Origin of the sequence: Actinoplanes sp. NPDC051851 (genome assembly GCF_040681165.1) — a bacterium.
In the GTDB taxonomy this organism is placed as follows: Bacteria; Actinomycetota; Actinomycetes; order Mycobacteriales; family Micromonosporaceae; genus Actinoplanes.
In genome coordinates this window covers 182,917-204,872 of sequence record NZ_JBFAYF010000006.1, presented here as the reverse complement: position 1 = coordinate 204,872, position 21,956 = coordinate 182,917, and the positions used below count along the sequence as shown (strand labels likewise).

Below are 21,956 nucleotides of genomic sequence, written 5' to 3'. Positions count from 1 at the left end.
CATGGTCAACACTGTCTCACGCCGATGTGATCTTCGGCACCCACCCCGTTCAGCGTTTCCCCGGAGCCTTCGCGGCGGCCGGTGAGACGGCCGCGGACGGCGCCTCACCGAGCACGTCCTTGAGCAGCTGGCCGCACCACTGCAGCAGCTCCTGGTCGCGCAGCGGCTCGCCACCGACCCGGCGGGTACTCGGGCGCGGCACGCTGACCTGCTCGTTGACCGCCTTGTAGACCGAGTCGGGGTGGTAGCGCTTGAGCCGCATCTGCTTGGAGTCGAGCAGGGCCAGCGGGGCGAAGCGGAGGTGCTTCCCCTGCATCGACACGTCGGTGAGGCCGTACGCCCGGGCCAGCTGGCGGAAGCGGGCGACCGCGATCAGGTTGACCACCGGGGCCGGGGGCTCGCCGTACCGGTCGGTCATCTCGGCGATCACCTCCTCCAGCCGGGCGTCGTCGCGGGCCTCGGCGAGCTTGCGGTACATCTCCAGCCGGAGCCGCTCGACCGCGATGTAGTCGGTGGGCAGGTGCGCGTCGACCGGGAGGTCGATCTTGACCTCGGGCTCCTCCTCGGGCCGCTCACCCTTGAACGCGGAGACCGCCTCGCCGACCATCCGTACGTAGAGGTCGAAGCCGACGCCCTCGATGTGCCCGGACTGCTCGCCGCCGAGCAGGTTGCCGGCGCCGCGGATCTCCAGGTCCTTCATCGCCACGTACATGCCGGCGCCGAGCTCGGTGTGCTGGGCGATGGTGGCCAGCCGCTCGTGGGCGTGCTCGGTGAGCGGCTTGTCCCGGGGGTAGAGGAAGTACGCGTACGCCCGCTCCCGCCCCCGGCCGACCCGGCCGCGGATCTGGTGCAGCTGGGCCAGGCCGAGCAGGTCGGCGCGCTCCAGGATCAGCGTGTTGGCGTTCGGGATGTCGATGCCGGACTCGACGATCGTGGTGCAGACCAGGACGTCGAACTCCTTCTCCCAGAAGCCGACCATCACCTTCTCGAGCTGCTCCTCGCTCATCTGGCCGTGCGCGATCGCGACCCGGGCCTCGGGGACCAGCTCGCGCAGCCGGCGGGCCGCCCGGTCGATCGACTCGACCCGGTTGTGCAGGTAGAACACCTGGCCGTCGCGGAGCAGCTCGCGGTGGATGGCGGCGGCCACCTGCTTGTCGTCGTACCCGCCGACGTAGGTGAGCACCGGGTGCCGCTCCTCCGGCGGGGTGGCGATGGTGGACATCTCCCGGATGCCGGTGATCGCCATCTCCAGCGTCCGCGGGATCGGGGTGGCCGACATGGTCAGCACGTCCACCGAGGCCCGCAGCGCCTTGAGCTGCTCCTTGTGCTCGACGCCGAAGCGCTGCTCCTCGTCCACGATGATCAGGCCGAGGTTCTTGAACCGGGTGGACTTGGCGAGCAGCCGGTGCGTGCCGATCACGATGTCCGCGGTGCCGTCGGCGGCCTGCTCCAGCGCGAGCGCGGCCTCCTTCGGCGTCTGGAACCGGGAGAGCTGCTTGATCTGCACCGGGAACTGGCTCATCCGCTCGGTGAACGTGTTGAAGTGCTGCTGGGCCAGGAGCGTGGTCGGCACCAGCACGGCCACCTGCTTGCCGTCCTGCACCGCCTTGAACGCCGCCCGTACCGCGATCTCGGTCTTGCCGTACCCGACGTCGCCGCAGATCAGCCTGTCCATCGGGACCTGCAGCTCCATGTCGTGCTTGACCTCGATGATCGCCGCCATCTGGTCGGGCGTCTCGGTGTACGGGAACGCGTCCTCGAGCTCGCGCTGCCAGGGCGTGTCCGGTCCGAACGCGTGCCCCGTGGAGGCCTGGCGGGCGGCGTACAGCTGAATGAGCTGTGCGGCGATCTCCTTGACCGCCTTCTTGGCCCGCGCCTTGCTCTTCTGCCAGTCGGCGCCGCCCATCTTGTGCAGGGTGGGCGACTCGCCGCCGACGTAGCGGGAGAGCTGGTCGAGCTGGTCGGTCGGCACGTAGAGCCGGTCGCCGGGCTGGCCGCGCTTGGAGGCGGCGTACTCGATCACCAGGTACTCGCGGTCCGCGCCGTTGACCGTACGCTGCACCAGCTCGATGTAGCGGCCGATCCCGTGCTGCTCGTGCACCACGAAGTCGCCCGTCTTGAGCTCGAGCGGGTCGATCGTGTTGCGCCGCCGGGCCGGCATCTTCCGCATGTCCTTGGTGGACGCGCCGCGCCCGCCGGAGACGTCGTTGCCGGTGATCACCGCGAGCCGGGACGCCTCGTCGACGAAGCCGTGGTTCAGCCCGCCGCAGGTGATCAGGATCTGCTTGTCCTCGATCGGCTCGGTGATCGCGTCCACCGGGGTGATCCCGAGCCCGGCGTCGCGGAGCAGCTCGGCGGCCCGCTGCGCGGTGCCCTTACCCTCGAAGACCAGCGCGATCGCCCAGCCCGCGGCGGCCCAGCCGGCCAGGTCGGCGGCGAGCCGGGCGGTGTCGCCGTGGTACAGCGGGACCGGCTGGGCGGCCAGCGTGACGGCGTCACCGGTGTCCGGCGCGACCTCGACCGGCGCGGCGGCCTCCCAGGGCAGCGTCTCGTCGGCCGGGGAGGACGGGGCCAGGCCGAACGGGGAGAGCGTCCACCACGGCTGGCGGAGGGTGGCGGCGTGCGCGCGGGCCTCCGCGAGGGTGCGGAAGGCGACCGCGCCGACGTCGATCGGCGCCTGGCCGCCCACGGCCGCCGCGGCCCAGGAGGCCTCCAGGAACTCGTCGGAGGTCCGGGTCAGGTCGTGCGCCCGGGTCCGGATCCGCTCCGGGTCGCAGAGCAGCACGTGGGTGCCGGCCGGCATGCAGTCGACCAGCAGCTCCATGCTGTCGGTGCCGTGCAGCAGGGCCGGGGCCAGCGACTCCATCCCCTCGACCGGGATGCCCTCGGCGAGCTTGTCCAGGATCTCGGCGAGCTCCGGGTGCTCGGCCGACAGCTCGGCGGCCCGTTCCCGGACCTGCGGGGTCAGCAGCAGCTCGCGGCAGGGCGGCGCCCACAGGTGCGGCACCTGGTCGATGGTGCGCTGGTCGGCGACGGCGAAGGTACGGATCTCCTCCACCTCGTCGCCCCAGAACTCGACCCGGGACGGGTGCTCGTCGGTGGGTGGGAAGACGTCCAGGATGCCGCCGCGGACCGCGAACTCGCCGCGCTTGGTGACCAGGTCGACCCGCGCGTACGCCATGTCGGTGAGCCGGCGGGCGACCTCCTCGAGCTCGGCCTCGCGCCCGGTGACCAGCTCCACCGGCTCCAGCTCGCCGAGGCCCTTGAGCTGCGGCTGGAGCAGCGAGCGGACCGGCGCGACGACCACCCGCAGCGGCGTGTCACCGGGGTGGGCCAGTCGGCGCAGCACCGCGAGCCGGCGGCCGACCGTGTCGGAGCGGGGCGAGAGGCGCTCGTGCGGCAGTGTCTCCCAGGACGGGTAGACCGCGATGCCGTCCGGGTCGATCAGGCAGCCGAGTGCGTCGGCCAGGTCGTCGGCCTCGCGGGAGGTCGCGGTGACGGCGAGCACCGGGCGCTGGGCTCCGCCGGCGTCCTGCGGCGCGGCCACCGCGGCGACCACGAACGGGCGCAGCGAGACCGGCGCGGTGAGATCCAGCGAGTCCGCGTCGACGAAGGCCTTGCGGGCCAGGTCGCGGGCTCGGGCGAGGCCACGGTCGCGCAGGGCGGCCGGGATGAGTCCGGCGAGTTGCATGCGAGGGACCCCCGGGACGAGAGCTGGACACGACGAACGCCCCCGGACACCGAAGGGCCAGGGGGCACACCCACAGCTTAGTCCGACACGCCGACCAAGCTGGGAGGCCGCGGCTTATCGCACAACATGTCCGACATGGCAACCCTCGGGTCGGGGAAAGTGCCGAGGCGTTGCGGTACTTCGGGGAGGGGTCACGTGCGGATTCTGCTGCTGGTCAGTGCGTTCGACGGGCTGAGCCAGCGGGTCTGGTGCGCCCTGCGGGACGCCGGGCACGAGGTCGGGGTCCTGCTGGCCACCGGCGAGCGCGAGACCGTCGAGGGAGTGCACGCGGCCGCGCCCGACCTGATCATCTGCCCGCACCTCACCGAGCGGGTACCGGCCGGGATCCGGCGGACCTGGCGGACGATCGTGCTGCACCCGGGCCCGGTCGGCGACCGCGGGCCGTCCGCGCTGGACTGGGCGATCGCGGACGGGGCCCGGACCTGGGGCGTCACCGCGCTGCAGGCGACGGGGGACCAGGACACCGGGGACCGGGGCGAAGGGGACCAGGGCGAAGGGGACCGGCACGCCGGGGCGGTCTGGGCCACCCGGACGTTCGGGATGCCGTCGATGCCGCCGCGCCGGTCGGCGCTCTATGGCGGGCCGGTCGCGGACGCCGCCGTGGAGTGCGTCTTCGAGGTGGTCGCGAAGGCGGGCGACCCGGCGTTCACACCGGTACCCGCCGAGAACGCGCCGACCCAGGCGCCCGGTACCGGGCCGCGTCCGGCGATGACCCAGGCCGACCGGGCGTTCGACTGGAGTGCGCCGACCGAGACCGTGCTGCGCCGGATCCGGGCCGCGGACGGGGTGCCGGGCGTACGCACCCGGGTGGGCGGGCTGGAGGCGTACGCGTACGACGCGCACCCGGGAGTGGCCCGCGGCGCCCGGCCCGGCACGATCCTGGCCCGGCGGCAGGGCGCGGTGCTGGTGGCGACCGGGGACGGCAGCCTCTGGATCGGTCACCTGCGGCCGGTCACCGAGGGCGGGATCAAGCTGCCCGCCACCACGGCCCTCGGCGAACGGCTGCGCGGGGTGCCGAACTCCCCCGTGGAGGCGTACGCCGAACCGGAGGCGCCGAACGCGTACCGGCAGGTCCGGTACCGGCGCGCCGGGCCGGTCGGCTGGTTGAGTTTCGACTTCTACAACGGCGCGATGGCGCCCGGGCACTGCCGCCGGCTGCTCGCCGCGCTGCGGCACGCGGCCGGACAGGACACCCGGGTGCTGGTGCTGCGCGGCGGGATCGAGGCGTTCAGCAACGGCCTGCACCTCAACGTGATCGAGAGCGCGCCCGACCCGGCCGGCGCCACCTGGGCGAACATCCGGGCGATCAACGACGTGTGCCGGGAGATCATCACCTGCACGCGGCAGGTCGTGGTCGCGGCGTACGCGGGCAACGCCGGCGCGGGCGGGGTGATGCTCGGGCTCGGCGCCGACGTGGTGGCCGCGCGGGACGGGATCGTGCTCAACCCGTACTACGACATCGGGCTCTTCGGGTCGGAGCTGCACACGTACACGCTGCCCCGGCGGGTCGGCGCGGACGGCGCCCAGCAGCTGATCGACGACCGGCTCCCGGTCAGCGCCGGCGAGGCGGCCCGCCTCGGGCTGATCGACGAGATCGGGCCGCGGCACCCCGAGGCGTACGCCCAGTGGCTGACCGCGCTCGCCGAGCGGCACGCCGACGCCCGCGAGTCGCGCCGCCGCCGGGCGGCCAAGGCCCGGCGGCTGAACGCCGAACGGATCCCGCTGGACGTGTACGAGTCCCGCGAGCTCGCCGAGATGAGCCGGGACGTCTACACCGACCGTTCCGGGTTCGCCGCCGCCCGCCGCGCCTTCGTCAACAAGGCCCGCCCGGGCGGCACCCCGCGCCGGCTGCTGCTCGCCGGGAACACCGGCCCGGCGGTCACCGGACGGGTCCGGCCGGCGAACGGACCGGTCGACCAGCGGCGCCCGGCGGTCCGCCCGGCGATCCCGGTCCCGGGCTGATCATGGGCAGGCACGTCTACACCGGTGGCCGATGGCGCCGCGGGCTCTCGCTCGCCGCGCTGCTCGCCGTCGCCGTGACCGGGGTGTTCCTGCTGCGCGACCGTGGTCCGGCGCCCGCCGTACACGTCCCGGCAGAGCACGTCCCGAGCCTGACCGAGGCCGAGCAGATCGCGCTCTACGTCGACTCCTCGGGCGCGGCGGCCGAGCAGGTCACCGCGATGGAGCAGGCCGGGCGGGCGGACGAGGCGGCGGTGCTCCGAAGGATCGCCGAGCAGCCGGTGGCCACCTGGCTGACCGGGGCGGACGACGACGTACAGCGGGTCACCCGGTTGACGGCCGCCGCCACGGAGGCCGGACGGCTGCCGGTCATCGTGCTCTACGACATCCCGCATCGCGACTGCGCGGGGCATTCCGGGGGCGGGGCACCCAGCGATTACGCGTACCGGAAATGGATCCTGACCGTGATCCGCGCGCTGCGGGGACACCGCGTGCTGGCGATCGTGGAACCGGATGCGGTCGCCCAGACCGTGCGCGGCTGCCTCGGACCGAAACGGACCATCCAGCGTTACGAGCTCCTCACCTACGCGGTGACGTCGCTGCGCGCGCTGCCGAACGTCGCGGTCTACCTGGACGCGGGCAATCCCACCTGGGTGCCGGCCGATCAGATGGCCCCGGCGCTGCGCCGCGCGGGCATCGAGAGCGCCACCGGCTTCGCCCTCAACGTCGCCAACTTCGAGACCACCCAGGACAATTTACGGTACGGCGCGGAGCTGAGCGCGTTGCTCGACGGACGGCACTTCGTCGTCGACACCAGCCGTAACGGGAACGGGCCCGCGCAACGTGGCGAGGGCGACCACCACTGGTGCAACCCGCCCGGCCGGCGACTCGGGGAGACACCCACGCTGGAGACCGGCGAGCCGCTCGCCGACGCGTACCTCTGGGTCAAACGACCGGGTGAGTCCGACGGCACGTGCGGAACCGGAGCTCCCCCGGCCGGGCACTGGTTCCCGTCTTACGCGCTGTCACTGGCCAGGTGACGGCCCGCGGCCGGGCCGCGCATGAGACTCTTGACTCAATTCACCCCCGCACAGGGGTACGCCGATACCATCGGCGAAGTCGGGACAGCGCCGTCCTGGAGCCATCCGAGCGAAGGAGCGCCCCGATGACAGAGCAGGCTGCCCACCTCGACGAGCGGGAAGGGCCCGACGCCGATCTACGTGCGGATATCCGCCGGATCGGCACGTTGCTCGGCCAGACACTGGCCCGTCAGGAAGGCCGCCCGCTCCTCGATCTGGTCGAGGAGATCCGGGCTCTGGTCCGGCAGGACGCCCCCGCCGCGGCCGACCGGCTCGCCGCCATGGACATCACCACCGGCACCAAGCTGGCCCGTGCCTTCTCCACCTACTTCCACCTCGCGAACATCACCGAGCAGGTGCACCGCGCCCGCGACCTGCGCCGCCGCCGCGCCAAGGTGGGCGGCTGGCTGGACCAGGCCGCCAAGCTGATCGCCGAGCGGGGCATCCCGGCCGAGGAGATCGCCGCCGCGGCCCGCCGGCTCGCGGTCCGCCCGGTCTTCACCGCGCACCCCACCGAGGCCGCCCGCCGCTCGATCCTGTCGAAGCTGCGCCAGGTCGCCGACTCGCTGGACGCCGAGTCCGCCGCGGCCGCGCTCTACGGCGACACCGACACCACCGCCTCGACCAAGCGGTTCGCCGAGCTGATCGACCTGCTCTGGCAGACCGACGAGCTGCGCCTGGACCGGCCGGACCCGACCGACGAGGCGCGCAACGCGGTCTACTACCTCAAGGACCTCTACGCCGAAGCCGCGCCGCAGGTCCTCGACGACCTGGCCGAGACGCTGCGCCGGCTGGGCGTGGAGACCGCGCCGACCTCCCGCCCGCTCACCTTCGGCACCTGGATCGGCGGCGACCGGGACGGCAACCCGTTCGTCACGCCCGCGGTCACCCGGGACGTGCTGCTCATCCAGCACGAGCACGGCATCCAGGCCACCGAGAAGGCGATGGACAAGCTGATCGACGAGCTGTCCGTCTCCCGGCGGCTGCGCGGGGTCTCCCTGGATCTCTCCGCCAGCCTCGCCCAGGACCTGGACAACCTGCCCGAGGTGGCGTCCCGCTTCCGCCGGGTGAACGCCGAGGAGCCGTACCGCCTCAAGGTCCGCGCGATCAAGTCGAAGCTGTCCAACACCCGGGCCCGGCTGGTCAACAACACCCCGCACGTGCCCGGCCGCGACTACCTGGGCAGCGACGAACTGATCGCCGACCTGGAGCTGATGCGCGCCTCGCTGGCCCGCAACTCCGGCCAGCTGCCCGCGGTCGGCGTGGTCGCCACCGCGATCCGCAAGGTCTCCGCGTTCGGCCTGCAGCTGGCCACCCTCGACGTGCGCGAGCACGCCGAGAAGCACCACGAGGTGCTCCAGCAGATGTACACCCAGGTCGGCGAGGTCGAGGACTACGCCTCCCTGAGCCGCGAGGAGCGCACCAAGCTGCTCGCCACCGAGCTCGGCGGGCGCCGGCCGCTCTCCAGCGCCGACACCCCGCTGACCGATTCGGCCCGCAAGACCTTCGACGTGTTCAACACGATCCGCGAGGCGCAGGACAGCTTCGGGCAGGACGTCATCGAGACCTACATCATCTCGATGACCCTCGGCGTGGACGACGTGCTCGCCGCCGCCGTGCTCGCCCGCGAGGCCGGCCTGGTCGACATCCACACCGGCCGCGCCCGGGTCAACATCGTGCCGCTGCTGGAGACCCCGGCCGAGCTGGACGCCGGTGGCGACCTGCTCGACGAGATGCTGCAGCTGCCGGCGTACCGGGAGATCGTCCGGGCGCGCGGCGACGTGCAGGAGGTCATGCTCGGCTACTCCGACTCGAACAAGGAAGCCGGCATCACCACCAGCCAGTGGCGCATCCACAAGGCGCAACGCTCGCTGCGTGACGTGGCGGCCCGGCACGGCGTACGCCTGCGGCTCTTCCACGGCCGGGGCGGCACCGTCGGCCGGGGCGGCGGCCCCACCCACGAGGCGATCCTGGCCCAGCCGTACGGCACCCTGGACGGCGCGATCAAGGTGACCGAGCAGGGCGAGGTGATCAGCGACAAGTACACGATCCCGGCCCTGGCCCGGGAGAACCTGGAGCTGACCACCGCCGCGGTGCTCCAGGCCACCCTGCTGCACACCAGCCTGCGCGTGGACCCGGTCCGCCTCAAGGTCTGGGACGCGACCATGGACACCGCCTCGGACGCGGCGTTCCGGGCGTACCGCGAACTGGTCGAGGACCCGGACCTGCCGGCGTACTTCTGGGCGGCCACCCCGACCGAGCTGCTCGGCGCCCTGAACATCGGCTCCCGCCCGGCCAAGCGCCCCAACGCGGACGCCGGACTGGGCGGCCTGCGCGCCATCCCGTGGGTCTTCGGCTGGACGCAGACCCGGCAGATCGTCCCCGGCTGGTTCGGTGTCGGCACCGGCCTCGCCGCCGTCCGCGCCGCCGGCATGGGCGGCCACCTCGACGAGATGCACGAGAACTGGCACTTCTTCCGCACGTTCCTCTCGAACGTCGAGATGATGCTCGCCAAGACCGACCTCTCGATCGCCCGCCGCTACGTCGAGACCCTGGTCCCCGAGGACCTCCGCCCGATCTTCACCCGGATCGAGCAGGAGTACGCCCGCACGGTCGAGGAGGTGCTGGCCATCACCGGCGGCACCGGCCTGCTGGGCGCCCAGCCGGAGCTCTCCCGCACGCTGGGCGTCCGCGACACGTACCTGGAGCCGCTGCACCACCTGCAGGTCGCCCTGCTCCGCCAGTACCGCGACCTGGGCGACTCCGGCCGCCAGATGCCGACGGCCCCGGGCGCCCGCCGCGGCCCGTCGGATTCGACGGCCCTGGAGCGCGCCCTGCTGACCACGGTCAACGGCATCGCCGCCGGCATGCGCAACACCGGCTGACCCGTACCGGCCACATGGGCCCGTCGACCATCGGTCGGCGGGCCCGTTCCGTCAGCTCGGCGACTGCTCGGCCCGGTCGAGCCAGCGGCGGAACCAGGCCACGAAGCCCAGTGGCGCGCCGTCGCCGCCGGTCAACGGGTAGAGGCCACCCCCGTCGGCACGGTCGTCGGCCCACATCTGGCCGCGCGCGGGTCCGGTGACCACGAGACCCTCGCGCAGCGCGCACCCTTGGTGGCAGAGGTAGAGCAGGCCGTGGGAGAGTGCCGGGTCGTAGACCGCCTCGTCGTGCCGCTCCCACCACTCGTCCTCGGCCATTTCGTCACCCCGGCCCGGGCGCTCCGGTAGGGCGTCGAGCGGGTTGAACGCCCGGATCCGGGGAAACGCAGGGCGGTCACCACGGAGGGTGGAACGGGCCCGCACGACCGCCGTCGTGCGGGTCCGGCTCAAGGGTGGGCTCGGTCAGCTGGTTTCGCCGGCCAAGGAGAAAGAACCCAGGCGGTTGATGGCGATGACGGTACAGCCGAGGACGAAGAGAGCGCTCATCACCGCGGCCGTGGTGAGGCTGACGTTGGCGGTCAGCATCGGGGTGGCGTGGATCTTGTCGGCGATGGTGATGACGTACTGCTCGATGGAGAGGACGCGGGTGCCGGAGACCCAGCGGCTCAGCAGGCCCTCCCAGATCAGGATGTAGACCAGGCCGAGCAGGACCGGGCGGCGGGTCACCAGGCTGAGCAGCAGGAACAGGGCCGAGTATGCCAGCGCGCCGACGACGGCGGCCGCGGCCAGGGCGGCGCCCAGGGAGGCCGAGCCGGCGAGCAGGCCGGTCAGGAAGAGCGGGACCGCGGTGGTGACGGCCGTCGCGACGACGGCGACGAAGTACTTCGCCAGGATGATGTCGCGGCGGGGCAGGGGCTTGGTGAGGATGTGCACCAGGGTGCCGTCGTCCACCTCGGAGCCGAGCACGCCGGTGCCGACGATCAGCGCGATGACCGGGAGGACCACGGCGAAGCCGAGGCCGACGATGACCGACTGGCCCCACTGGCCCGGGTCCAGGTCGTACGAGCGGCACATGGCGGCGAGGCCGACCAGCAGAAGCGGCAGTGGGAGAAGGAGCAGCACCCGGCGCCGGCCGAAGAGGCCGCGCGCCGTGATGAGAGCGACCGTCGACATCTCAGGCCTCCAGAAGGTAGGAGAAGACGCTCTCCAGGGATTCGTCGGACGGCACCAGCTGCTGCAGCCGGATGCCCTGGTCGAGCGCGATCCGGGGCAGCGCCCGGGTGAAACTGCCGTAGTCGGAGGCGCGGACGCTCAGACCGGTGGCGGCGACCTCGATGCCGGCCACCGAGTCCTCCCCCATCAGCGCCACCGCGAGCTTGCGGTCGTCGGAGCTGCGCACCGCGAAGACGTGCGGGCGGTTGGTCATCAGGCGACGGATCTTGCGGTAGTCACCGGAGGCGGCGAGGCGGCCGGCGACGATCACCTGGACCAGTCCGGCGACCTGCTCGACCTCCTCCAGGATGTGCGAGCTGAACAGGATGGTGTGGCCGTTGTCGCCGAGCTTGTGCAGCAACTCCATCATGTGCATCCGCTGACGTGGGTCCATGCCGTTGAACGGCTCGTCGAGCAGCAGCACCTTCGGCTCGTGCACCAGGGCCGCGGCGACCCGGGTGCGCTGCCGCATGCCCTTGGAGAAGGTGCCGATCCGGCGGCCGGCGGCCTCGGTCATCTCGACCAGCTCGAGCGCGCGGCGGGTGGCCCCGGCCGGGTCGCCGAGCTTCTGCATCTTGGCGCAGGCCAGCACGAACTGCTCGGCGGTGAGGAAGGCGTGCACCGCCTCGCGCTCGGTGACCAGGCCGAGGTCGCGGTAGACGGCCGGGTTGCGCCAGGTCGGCTTGCCGTCGATGGTCACCGCGCCGCGGGACGGGGCGAGGAAGCCGGCCATCATGTGCAGCACCGTGGTCTTGCCGGCGCCGTTCGGGCCGAGCAGGCCGGTGACACCGGAGCCGAGCGACATGGTGATGTCGTTGACCGCGACGACGTTGCCGTACCACCGGGTCACGTTGGTCAGGTCGACGGTGGTCACAGCGAGGCCACCTTCCGGTAGCGGGCGAGCAGGAGCAGCAGGCAGGCGGTGATCAGGCAGACCGCCTCGATGCCGTAGATCGGGCCGAAGCGGCCCAGGTCGATCGTCTCGTGGTTGTCCCGCAGCCACACGCCGACGCCCTGGATCAGGGTCATCGGGCTGGCCAGGAAGGCCAGGTGGTTCGTGGTGCTGGAGGGCAGCACGCTGAGCACCCCGACGACCGGCGTGGTCATCAGGAAGACCGCGACGATGCCGCCGGCCGCGAACGCGCGCTTGCCGGTGAGCGAGGCGACGAGCAGCCCGATGGCGGCGAAGAGGGCGGCCCAGAGCAGGCTGTAGCCCCAGCCGGGGAGCAGGTCGAGGAATTCGTTCCAGACCCCCTTGGCGCCGTCCTTCGTGGTGAACGCGGCCCCGAGGAACATGATCAGCTGGGGTACGCCCATCAGCAGCCAGAGCGCGGTGACCGTGGCGGCCACCTTGGCGGCGACGTAGTCGACGGCCCGCAGCGGCCGGCTGAAGTAGAGCGGCAGCGTGCCCGAGCGCAGGTCCCGGGAGACCAGCTCCGGCGCGAGGATCGCCACGAAGAAGATGATCAGCCAGCTCATGCTGTCGTCGTACTCGAAGTAGTCGACGAGGTTCTGCCCGGTCTGCGAGCGGATCGCCGCGAGTATCACCGCGACCAGCAGCATCACGCTGATCACCAGCCACGGGAAGATCTTCGCCTTGGCGGAGCGGCCGAGCCCAAACGCGGCGCGCAGACCGTGCTGGTAGAGGGCACCGAACGCGGCGCCGCGGCCCAGCCGGGGGCCGGTGTACCGCTGGTACCCGATGTCGTGGATGACGCCGGCCTCAGACATCGGCGGTCTCCTTCGCGGTGAAGAGCTCGGCGACGCGGTGCCGGCGCTGGTCCAGGCGGTGCAGGTTGAGGTCGAGCTCGGTCACGGCGCGCAGGATCCGGTCGTACGCCTCGTCCGAGTCCATCGGCACGAGCAGCAGCCGCCCCTCCCGGGAGACCGCGAACCCGGCGGCGGCGAGGGCGGCCGCGAGTTCGTCCGTACCGTCGGCGACCTCGACCGCGAGGACGTCGGAGGCCGCGGTCATCGTGGAGATCCGGTCGGCGCGCAGCAGCCGGCCGCCCTGGATCGCGATGAGCGAGTCACAGATCCGCTCGACCTCGCCGAGCAGGTGTGAGCAGACCACCACGGAGATGCCGAACTCGGTGCCGATCCGGTGGACCAGGGCGAGCATGGCGTCCCGGCCGGCCGGGTCGAGGCCGTTGGTGGGCTCGTCGAGCAGCAGCAGGTCGGGGTCGTGCACCAGCGCCTGGGCGAGCTTGACCCGCTGTTTCATGCCGGTCGAGTAGCCGCCGATCTGGCGGTAGCGCTCCTCGTAGAGGCCGACGTGCCGCAGCGCCTCGGAGGCGCGCTCCCGGGCGGCGGTCCGCGGCAGGCCGCTCATCCGGCCCAGGTGGGTGACGAACTCGGCGGCCGAGACGTCCGGCGGCAGGCAGTCGTTCTCCGGCATGTAGCCGACCCGCGCGCGGACCTGGTCGGTCTCGGTGACCGGGTCCAGGCCGAAGACCCGGACGTCGCCGCTGGTCGGCGGGATCAGCCCGAGCATGATTTTGATGAAGGTGCTCTTGCCGGCGCCGTTGGCGCCGACGAGCCCGATGACACCGGCCTCGACGTCCACGGTCAGGTCCGAGAGGGCGGTCACCCCGCCCCCGTACGTCTTCGTCAGCGCCTGCGTAGCGATGATGGTCACCGCGTCAGCGTAGAAAACGCTGTCACCGGGCCGGATCGGGTTTTACCCCTAGTCGACCCCGAGGAGCCTCAGCTTCCTCTCAGCTTCGGCCGGGTTCTCGGCGCGCGGGGTGGGCAGCGGGGCCCGGCGGCGGACCACGCGGCGGCCCAGGTTCTGCGCCGGCACCTCGACGTAGCGGTAGACCAGTTCGGCCAGGCCCAGGGTCACCACCAGGTAGAGGACGAGGGCGAGGATGCGTACCGGCAGGGAGCGCTCGGCGAGTCCGGGCGTCATCCGGGTGAAGACCACCAGCAGGGTGAGGTGCAGCAGGTAGACCGAGTAGCTGATCCGGCCCAGCCAGGTCAGCAGCGGGGGCACCGAGTGGTGGCGCATCAGGAATCCGACACCGAACCCGGCCGCGGCGAGCACCAGCATGGCGATCCACACCCGGCGCTCCTGGCCCGGCGGGAGGTAGCGGCACGCCCCGGCGATCCAGCACCCGCCGACGGCGGCCAGCACCGCGGCGCCCGCGAGCCGGTTCATCTGGCCGCGGTGCATCCGGTAGATCACCGTTCCGGCGAACATCACCGCCATCATCAGCAGCGTCTGCCAGCCGTCCCGGACCGACTGACGGCCGTTGACCAGCGGGAGCGCGATCATCGCGACGCCGAGGACCGAGGCGGGCAGGAGCAGGGCACGCCGGCCGCTGACCGCGGCGATCACCACGAAGACCAGGCCGGTGAGCACCACCACGGCGGCCGGGAGCCGCTGACCCGCGGATCCGGTGAGGACGCCGCCGGGCAGGTGCGGCCCGGCGAGCAGCGCGACGCCGGCCGGCAGCAGGGCCGGCCAGCCGTGCCGCCGGTGCAGGCCGAGCCCGAAGAGCCCGGCCACCACGAGGTAGAAGACCATCTCGTACGAGAGGGTCCAGTAGACGCCGACCAGGTTCGGGATGCCGAGCAGCCCCTGGGTCATGCTGAGGTGACCGAGCAGGACGCTCAGCGGGTCGCGGCTCAGCGGCTCCGGCACGCCCTCTCCGCCGGCCGCCAGCACCGCGAGGGCGAGCAGCACCGAGACGGCCCAGGCCGGGTACAGGCGGAGGATGCGGGAGATCCAGAAGCGGCGCAGATCGTTGTACCGTTCCAGTGACATCGGGATCACATAGCCGCTGACCAGGAAGAAGAGCACGACGCCGGCCTTACCGAAGTCGGCCTGGCCGTGCCAGTCCTGCAGGTTGACGATCGCCGCGGCACCGAGGTGCCACCACACGACCGTGATGGCGGCCAGTCCTCTCAGTGCATCCAGCCAACCCATCCGCCCGGCCTCATGTGCGTTTCCCACACTCAGCTAACGGCGACCTGGAAGACAGGAAGCTTCCCCAGACGGCGGTATTCACGCAGGGCCGCGGGCGTGCTGTCCACCTGGGAGTCCTGGCCCTTCCGGTTCCCCGGTGTCTCGAAGTGGACCATCGCCTTGATCGCCGGGAAGCGGCCGATCTGCTGACCCACCTCGCGGTAGAACTCGGCCATGTGACCCGGGTTACGCTTGGAGAACCACACACCCCACTCGGCGACCATCAGCGGCTTGCTGGGGTGGTGCATGCGTACCCAGTTGTAGAAGCCGGGCCAGCCGGGTTTGAGCGACGACCGGCGGTTGAGCAGTTCGGCGAAGTCGCCGTGGCCGTACCCGGGGTCGCTGTAGGAGTAGGTGTCGAAGCCGATCCAGTCGACCACGTCGTCGCCCGGGTACATGTCGCTGAACCAGCTCTTGGTGGTGTGCGGCACATACGCCATGTGGATGAGCACGGTGACCGCGTTGGTCGCGCCGTTCGCCCGCAGCCGGTCCACCACGTGCCGGAACATCGCCGCGTAGTCGCGGGCCGTGTACCCGGAGCCACGCCGTTCCCGGACCTGGTCCTCGGCCTCGTGGTGGATCGCGAGAAAGAACCGATCCCGGAAATTCTGCTTCCAGTACGCGGCGAGCCGGTCCAGGAACTCGTCGGTACGCCGGTCCCCGCGCGCGATCCGCGCCCAGGTGGTGCTCTCCGGTTTCCAGTTGATCAAAAGAATCCGCTCACGGCCGGGTTGCCGGGCGATCGCCATCTCCTGTTCGGTCGGGAAGAGTTGCCGGACACCCCGGTGGTAGGAGTGGAAGACCGCCTGATGCCGCCCGGTCTTGCGCTCGAAGTCGTCGAGGGCCGCGAAACCGCGCGCGTCGGTCCACGCGCCGGGCGCCACACCCCAGAGGATTCCGCAGGTGGGGACCAGTCTGGGACCGGTGTGGCAGGAACGGTGCGCCGGATTCGTCGATATCGCGACAGCGGGAGGAGTGGGTGCTATCAGGGCCGCCGTCACCATGACGAGCACCCCGACAAAGGAGTAGATCTGTCTCACAACCGCCCAGTATCAAAGGGATACTCCCCTTTGTCCAGGAAGCCCGATTTTTCAACCAGTTTCGGGTAAACAAGTGATTTCGTGGTCCGAAAATTGAGATCGCGAGCCCGCCTCGACCGACACGCTCCGGGCTGAGAAACTGTCACCCAAGTCGTCGGCAAGGGGATAACAAAGGTGACTGGTTCGGTACTACCCGAGGACGTCCTGCGGGACGCTCCGTCGTATGCACCCCGCCCCTATGAGCTGGCCGACCTGGAGTTACTCCTGTCCGGGGCGTACGCGCCGCTGGCCGGCTTCCTGGGCCGCGCCGACCTGACCTCGGTCGCGCGCACGGGCCGTCTCGCGGACGGCACGCACTGGCCGGTCCCGGTCACCCTGGAACTCCCCGGTGAGCTGGCCACCAAGCTTGATCCGGCCGATCCGGGACAGCGCACCGTGGTCCTCACCGACCTGGAGGGGGCGCCGGTCGCCACCCTCGAGGCGACCGACGTCTGGCGGATCGCCGAGAACAGGTACGGCGCCGGCGGCCCGGTCCGGCCTCTCGGTGACGGAGGACACGGACCCTTCCAGCGGTTGCGGCGTACGCCGGAGGAGGTACGAGGTCTGCTCCCGCCGGGACGCGTGCTCGGGGTGATCGCCGACCGGCCACTGCACCGGCCGCAGCTCGCCCAGATCGCGCACGCCGCCCGTACCCTCGCGGCCCACCTGTTGATCCTGATCCCGGTGAGCGGACCCGGCCCGGACGGGCTGCCCCCGGAGTCGCTGGTCCGGGCGATCTTCGCGGCCCGCGACCGGATGCCCCCGGCGACCATCGTTGCGGTGCCGGTACTCGACCGCGGCGACGAGATGGCCGACGCGCTGCTGCGGGCCCGGGTCGCCTCGGCGTACGGCGTCAGCCACGTCCTCTCCACCGGCGAGGCGCCGCTCTCCGGGGCGGGTGTGCGGGTGCTGGTCCCGCGGGAGCTGGCGTACGACAACCGCGACGGCCAGTGGCGCTGGCGCGAGGACATCCCGCCGCGCAACCGCCGTCTCGCGATGGCCCCGGCCGAGATAGACGATCTGCTGGACCGGGGCTTCCCGCTGCCCGAGTGGCACACGCCCCCGGCCGTGGCGAAGGAGCTGTCCCGGGTCCGCCCGCCACGCCGGCACCGCGGTCTGGTGCTCTTCTTCACCGGCCTCTCCGGCTCGGGCAAGTCGACGGTCGCGCACAACCTGGCCGACGCGCTGCGGGAGACCGGCGAGCGCACGGTCACCCTGCTCGACGGCGACGTGGTGCGGCGCGAGCTCACCGCCGGTCTCGGGTTCAGCAAGGCCGACCGGGACCGCAACGTCCGCCGGATCGGCTGGGTCGCCGCCGAGATCGGACGGCACCGCGGGATGGCCGTGGCCTGTCCGATCGCGCCGTACGAGGAGGCCCGCGCCGCCGCCCGCCGGATGGCCGTGGAGGCGGGCGCCGGGTTCATCCTGGTGCACATCTCCACCCCGCTCGAGGTCTGCGAGGCGCGTGACCGCAAGGGCCTGTACGCGCAGGCCCGCGCCGGCAAGCTCCGCGGGATGACCGGCATCGACGACCCGTACGAGGAGCCGCTCGACGCCGAGCTCGCCATCGACACCAGCACGGTCTCCCTCCCGGAGGCCGTCGAGTTGGTCCTCAACCACCTCGTGGAGAACGGCTGGATAGAGCCCAAACTCACGTAAGCCCATCACTCGCGGCAGGAGTGTGGCGTTACCCCTCTGGGGCGAAACGCCCAAAGCTGGCACGCCCCAGGGCCGGCATCACCACTCCTCGAAAGGCCGCGAACCCGATGGAAGCGTCACGTCCACCGTCCTCCGATGTCGCGCACTACCTGGGCGCGATCCGCCGGCACTGGTGGATCGCGCTGGCGGCGACGGTCGCCGGGCTGGGCGCGGGGGCGGTGACCGCGGTGGCCGCCACCAAGGTGTACGAGTCCTCCTCGTCCGTCCTCGTGCAATCCGTCGACCAGGACGTGAACGCCCAGGGCGGCCGGACCAAGGGCACCGTCAACCTGGACACCGAGGCACAGCTCGTCGGCTCCGGCGCGGTCGCGGCGAAGGCCGCCGAGCTGCTGCGCACCCAGGTGTCGCCGATCGAGCTGGCCCACTCGGTCTCGGTACGCGTACCGGCGAACACCACGGTCCTGGTGATCACGTTCCAGGCGGACACCCCGGCCAAGGCGCAGGCCGGGTCGCACGCGTTCGCGGAGGCGTACCTGCGCAACCGGGAGGAGACCGCGCGCTCCCAGCTGGACCGGCAGACCGCCTCGCTGAACCTCAAGGTCAGGCAGCTGACCACGGCGCTCACCTCGATCAACGCCAAACTGGCGATCGCCAAGCGGGGCAGCGCGATCGAGAGCAACCTGCTGAGCCTGCGGAACAACTCGCAGAACCAGCTCAACAACCTGTCCGGCAAGCTGAACGAACTCACCACCACCACGGTCGGCGGCGGCAGCATCATCAGCGACGCCCGGCTGCCGGACGCCCCGAGCAGCCCGAACACCATGCTGGACATCGCCACCGGCGCGATGATCGGCCTGCTCGTGGGGCTGGCGATGGCGTACCTGCGCGAGCGGTTCGACCGCCGGCTGGTCACCGCCGCGGACGTCCGGGACCGGGGCCGGGTGCCGGTGCTGGCCGCGCTGGACGAGCGGACCACCCCGCACTTCGACGACGTGCTCCAGCCGTACGGTCCCGGCGGGCGGATCTTCAACCGGCTGCGCAACGAGGTGCTGGCCACACTGGACGCGAGCGACCAGGTCATCGTGGTGACCGGAACCAGTCGCGGATCGGCCAGCACGCTGGTGGCGGCGAATCTGGCGGCGGCTCTCGCGCGTACCGGAAGTGAGGTCGTGCTGATCGGCGCGCACCTGCCGGACAGCGTGGTCGACGCCGCGCCGCTGGCCCGGATGCTCGGGGTGACGGCCACGCCGGGCCTCTCCGAGCTGCTGGCCGGACGGGTCGGCCTGGCCCGGGCGCTGCAGCAGACCGCACGTATCCCGTCGTTGCGGGTGATCACCACCGGCGGCGCCGCGACCGCGGCCGGGCTGATGCAGTCGCAGCGGCTGAAGGACACCCTGGAGACGCTGCGCCGGCAGGGCGGGTACGTGGTCATCGAGGCGCCCTCGACCAGCAGCAGCGCCGACGCGCAGAGCCTGGCCAGCCTCGCCGACGCCGCGATCCTCGCCGTCGAGCTGCGCCGCTCCGGCCGCCCGGCGCTGACCGACGCCACCGAGCAGCTGCACCGGGTCGGCACCCGGCTGCTCGGTGCGGTGGTCCTGCCCCGGCTCACCGGCCGGCGCGACGGCGAGACGGAGGCCCCGGCGGTCACTCTCTCGCCGGCCGTGCTGCCGGTGCTCGACGAGTCCACCGCGCAGCTCGCCGCGCTCAAGGGCGCACCGCAGCAGTCCACCGGCATGAAGGACACCGTCAAGACCGCCACGGACGGCGACGAGAAGTGACGACGGTCGCCCCGGCGACGCCGTTCGCCGCTCCGGGGAGCCGTACCAAGAACCGCGACCTGCCGTCCTGGCCGGTCGCCGGCATCCTGCTGCTCTACCCGCTCTGGTGGGCGCTCGGGCTCGGCGTGCTGATCTTCCCGATGATGGCCGCGCCGATGCTGTTCCTGCTCATCCGGCGGCGGGCGGCGGGACGGCCGCTGCTCCTGCCGCCGGGCTTCGCCTGGTGGCTGGTCTTCCTGGCGGTGGCGGTGATCAGCATCGCCGCGCTCGGCGCCGACCCGGCCGGTACGGTCGTCGAGCACGCCCGCACCCGCCTGCTCCCGGCCGCCTACAAGCTGGCCATGTACCTGGCGCTGACCGTCCTGCTGGTCTACGCCGGCAACCTGGCCGAGCGGGAGCTCTCCCAGCGCCGCCTGGTCCGGTTGCTCGGCGGGATGTTCGTGATCACCGTGCTCGGCGGGATCCTCGGCATGGTCGCCGGGAACTTCGAGTTCACCTCGCCGGTCGAGTGGCTGCTGCCGCACGGGATCCGGGAGAAGGGCTTCGTCCGGTCGCTGGTGCACCCGTACGCCGCACAGATCATGGACATCGTCGGCGGGGACAAGCCGCGCCCCGCCGCGCCCTGGGGATACACCAACACCTGGGGTAACAACTTCTGCCTGCTCGCCGGGTGGCTCGTGGTGGCCGCCGCGGCGACCCGCAGCGCCGGCAAGCGCACGTTCGCCGTACTCTGCCTGCTCGCCTCGATCGCCCCCGCGATCTTCTCGCTCAACCGTGGACTGTGGATCGGCATGGGCGTGCTCATCGGCTACGTGGCGATCCGTCACGTGCTGGCCGGCCGGGTCTGGGTGCTCGGCGCGCTGCTGGTCACCGGCGCCGCGCTGGCCCTGGCGCTGACCGCCACCCCGCTCGGCGGCACCGTGCAGGCGCGGCTGGACAACGGCAAGTCCAACGGCGTCCGGTCGTTCCTGATCGAGCGGGCAGTGGACGGCTTCGCCGGCTCCCCGGTGATCGGGTACGGCGGCACCCGCAACACGCTCGGCGGCCGCAACTCGATCACGGTCGGCGAGAGCTCGGAGTGTGAGCGCTGCGGCAACTTCACCGTCGGCGGCAACGGTCAGCTCTGGCAGTTGCTCTACTCGCACGGCGCCGCCGGCACCGTCGGCTATCTCGGCTTCTTCGCGTACGGCCTGTGGCGCTTCCGCCGGGACCGCAGCCCGATCGGCATCGCCGGCAGCGGCGCGCTGGTCACCAGCTTCTCGGCGATGCTCTGGTACAACTCCCTGGTCACCCCCCTGGCCTTCATGGTTCTGGCGTACGCGCTGCTCTGGCGCAACTGGATGGAGGGGGACAACACATGAGTCCGGTCAAGACCGCGCCGGCGGAGCTGACCGCGGGGGACGCTGCCCTGCGCACCCAGTACCTGGAAGAGGTTCTCGGCCTCCTCTATCCACCACCCTGCACGGTCGGCGACGGGGATCCGGAGATCGCCGAGTACCTGGTCGTCCCGAACGCCCGCAGGCCCCGTCTCCTCATCCCGGCCGCGTCGGCCTCGGTGGCCGCAGCCGCCGTCCGCCGATACGCCGAACCGCAGTCCCGGATGGCCCGGCTGAAGCGCGACGCCGTGGTGGCCGCCGTCCGTACCCGGACCACCGGGCTGCTCCTCCGGGACCGGATCAGGATCGCCGGCCCGGTGTCCGCCAGCATCGACGGATACCTGAGCAGCGCCCTACGGCGCGATTTGTCAGTATCTGTCCATATTGGCCCGGCGCGAGCCAACCGCAAACCGGTGCTCCAGCTGCTCTCCCCCGAGGGCGAGACGTTCGGCTTCACCAAGATCGGCACCGGCCCGCTCACCCAGCGGCTGGTCCGCGCCGAGACCGCCGCGCTCACCGCACTCGGCACCTGCTCGCTGACCCGGCTGACCGTGCCCCGGGTGCTGCACGCCGGCCAGTGGCGCGGCATGCAGGTGCTGGTCCAGTCGGCCCTGCCGGTCTGGCTGCCGCGATCGCCGCTCACCCCGCGCCGGCTCACCGCGGCGATGCTCGACATCGCCGGGTGCTCCGGGTACACCACCGGGCCGCTGACCGGGAGCGCGTACTGGCACGACCTGCGCGGCAAGCTGGCCGCGGTGGGCGACCGGGCCGAGGGGAGCAAGCTGGTCGCCGCGGTCGACATGCTCGCCCGGCACAGCGGCGAGACCACCCTCCGGTACGGCGCCTGGCACGGCGACTGGGCGCCCTGGAACATGGCGAACCTCGCCGACGCGCTGCTGGTCTGGGACTGGGAGCGGTTCGCCACCGGAGTGCCGCTCGGCTTCGACGCCGTACACCACGAGCTGCAGCGGCGCATCCAGAACACCGGCGACGCCCGGGGCGCGGTGGAGGCGACCCTGCGGCGCGCCGACGAGCTGCTCGCCCCGTTCGGCGTCGCCCCGGTGGCCCGCGAGATCACCGCGCTGCTCTACCTGGTCGACCTCGCCGTCCGTTACCTGACCGACCGCCAGGCCGAGGCCGGCGCCCGGCTCGGCGTACTCGGCACCTGGCTGCTGCCGGTGCTCGTCCGCCGCGTAGAGGAGCTCTAGACA

15 protein-coding genes are annotated in these 21,956 nt (G+C 72.0%); 7 read left to right on the top strand and 8 right to left on the bottom strand.

The annotated features are described in order from the left end of the window. Positions 1-49 precede the first annotated feature (49 nt). Positions 50-3,691, bottom strand: a complete 3,642-nt coding sequence (mfd, locus tag AB0M08_RS09020; protein ID WP_364490714.1) for a transcription-repair coupling factor — start codon at positions 3,689-3,691, stop codon at positions 50-52. Positions 3,692-3,886: 195 nt separating this feature from the next. Here mfd and AB0M08_RS09015 point away from each other — a divergent pair, with 195 nt between their 5' ends. The 3 genes from AB0M08_RS09015 to ppc all read left to right on the top strand — a co-directional run bounded on the left by AB0M08_RS09015 (position 3,887) and on the right by ppc (position 9,674). Next, a complete protein-coding gene (locus AB0M08_RS09015; protein ID WP_364490712.1) occupies positions 3,887-5,713 on the top strand; it encodes an enoyl-CoA hydratase-related protein in 1,827 nt (608 codons plus the stop codon). A gap of 2 nt (positions 5,714-5,715) precedes the next feature. Continuing rightward, a complete protein-coding gene (locus tag AB0M08_RS09010; RefSeq protein ID WP_364490710.1) occupies positions 5,716-6,750 on the top strand; it encodes a glycoside hydrolase family 6 protein in 1,035 nt (344 codons plus the stop codon). Between the two features lie 125 nt (positions 6,751-6,875). Then, a complete protein-coding gene (gene ppc, locus AB0M08_RS09005) occupies positions 6,876-9,674 on the top strand; it encodes a phosphoenolpyruvate carboxylase (protein ID WP_364490708.1) in 2,799 nt (932 codons plus the stop codon). Between the two features lie 51 nt (positions 9,675-9,725). On the opposite strand, the gene AB0M08_RS09000 is transcribed toward ppc, so the two are convergent. The 7 genes from AB0M08_RS09000 to AB0M08_RS08970 form a co-directional block, all read right to left on the bottom strand. Next, entirely contained in the window at positions 9,726-9,989 is a 264-nt protein-coding gene (locus AB0M08_RS09000) for a hypothetical protein (protein WP_364490706.1), read from the bottom strand. Between the two features lie 144 nt (positions 9,990-10,133). Further along, positions 10,134-10,844 (bottom strand): ABC transporter permease, encoded by a 711-nt coding sequence (locus AB0M08_RS08995; RefSeq protein ID WP_364490704.1) that lies wholly within the window; start codon positions 10,842-10,844, stop codon positions 10,134-10,136. A 1-nt stretch (position 10,845) separates the two neighbouring features. Next, on the bottom strand, positions 10,846-11,757 hold the full coding sequence (locus tag AB0M08_RS08990) for an ABC transporter ATP-binding protein (protein ID WP_364490702.1): 912 nt from the start codon (positions 11,755-11,757) through the stop codon (positions 10,846-10,848). Then, entirely contained in the window at positions 11,754-12,614 is an 861-nt protein-coding gene (locus AB0M08_RS08985) for an ABC transporter permease subunit (protein ID WP_364490701.1), read from the bottom strand. The genes AB0M08_RS08990 and AB0M08_RS08985 overlap by 4 nt, the downstream gene beginning before the upstream one ends. Beyond that, on the bottom strand, positions 12,607-13,521 hold the full coding sequence (locus AB0M08_RS08980) for an ABC transporter ATP-binding protein (protein WP_364490700.1): 915 nt from the start codon (positions 13,519-13,521) through the stop codon (positions 12,607-12,609). Before AB0M08_RS08980 ends, AB0M08_RS08985 begins: the two co-directional genes overlap by 8 nt. A 48-nt stretch (positions 13,522-13,569) precedes the next feature. Then, the gene (locus AB0M08_RS08975) at positions 13,570-14,814 is read right to left on the bottom strand and encodes an acyltransferase (protein ID WP_364490699.1); all 1,245 of its coding nucleotides are present in this window, start codon (positions 14,812-14,814) and stop codon (positions 13,570-13,572) included. 29 nt (positions 14,815-14,843) lie between these two features. Then, positions 14,844-15,737, bottom strand: coding sequence for a glycosyl hydrolase (locus tag AB0M08_RS08970; protein ID WP_364490697.1), 894 nt, complete (start codon positions 15,735-15,737; stop codon positions 14,844-14,846). Between the two features lie 330 nt (positions 15,738-16,067). Between AB0M08_RS08970 and cysC the strand changes: the two genes are divergently transcribed. The 4 genes from cysC (at position 16,068) to AB0M08_RS08950 (ending at position 21,953) form a co-directional block, all read left to right on the top strand. Continuing rightward, entirely contained in the window at positions 16,068-17,591 is a 1,524-nt protein-coding gene (gene cysC, locus AB0M08_RS08965; protein WP_364490695.1) for an adenylyl-sulfate kinase, read from the top strand. 107 nt (positions 17,592-17,698) lie between these two features. Then, the gene (locus AB0M08_RS08960; protein ID WP_364490693.1) at positions 17,699-19,369 is read left to right on the top strand and encodes a Wzz/FepE/Etk N-terminal domain-containing protein; all 1,671 of its coding nucleotides are present in this window, start codon (positions 17,699-17,701) and stop codon (positions 19,367-19,369) included. Beyond that, positions 19,366-20,730, top strand: coding sequence for a hypothetical protein (locus tag AB0M08_RS08955; protein ID WP_364490691.1), 1,365 nt, complete (start codon positions 19,366-19,368; stop codon positions 20,728-20,730). Before AB0M08_RS08960 ends, AB0M08_RS08955 begins: the two co-directional genes overlap by 4 nt. Next, on the top strand, positions 20,727-21,953 hold the full coding sequence (locus AB0M08_RS08950; protein ID WP_364490689.1) for a hypothetical protein: 1,227 nt from the start codon (positions 20,727-20,729) through the stop codon (positions 21,951-21,953). The genes AB0M08_RS08955 and AB0M08_RS08950 overlap by 4 nt, the downstream gene beginning before the upstream one ends. Positions 21,954-21,956 lie beyond the last annotated feature (3 nt).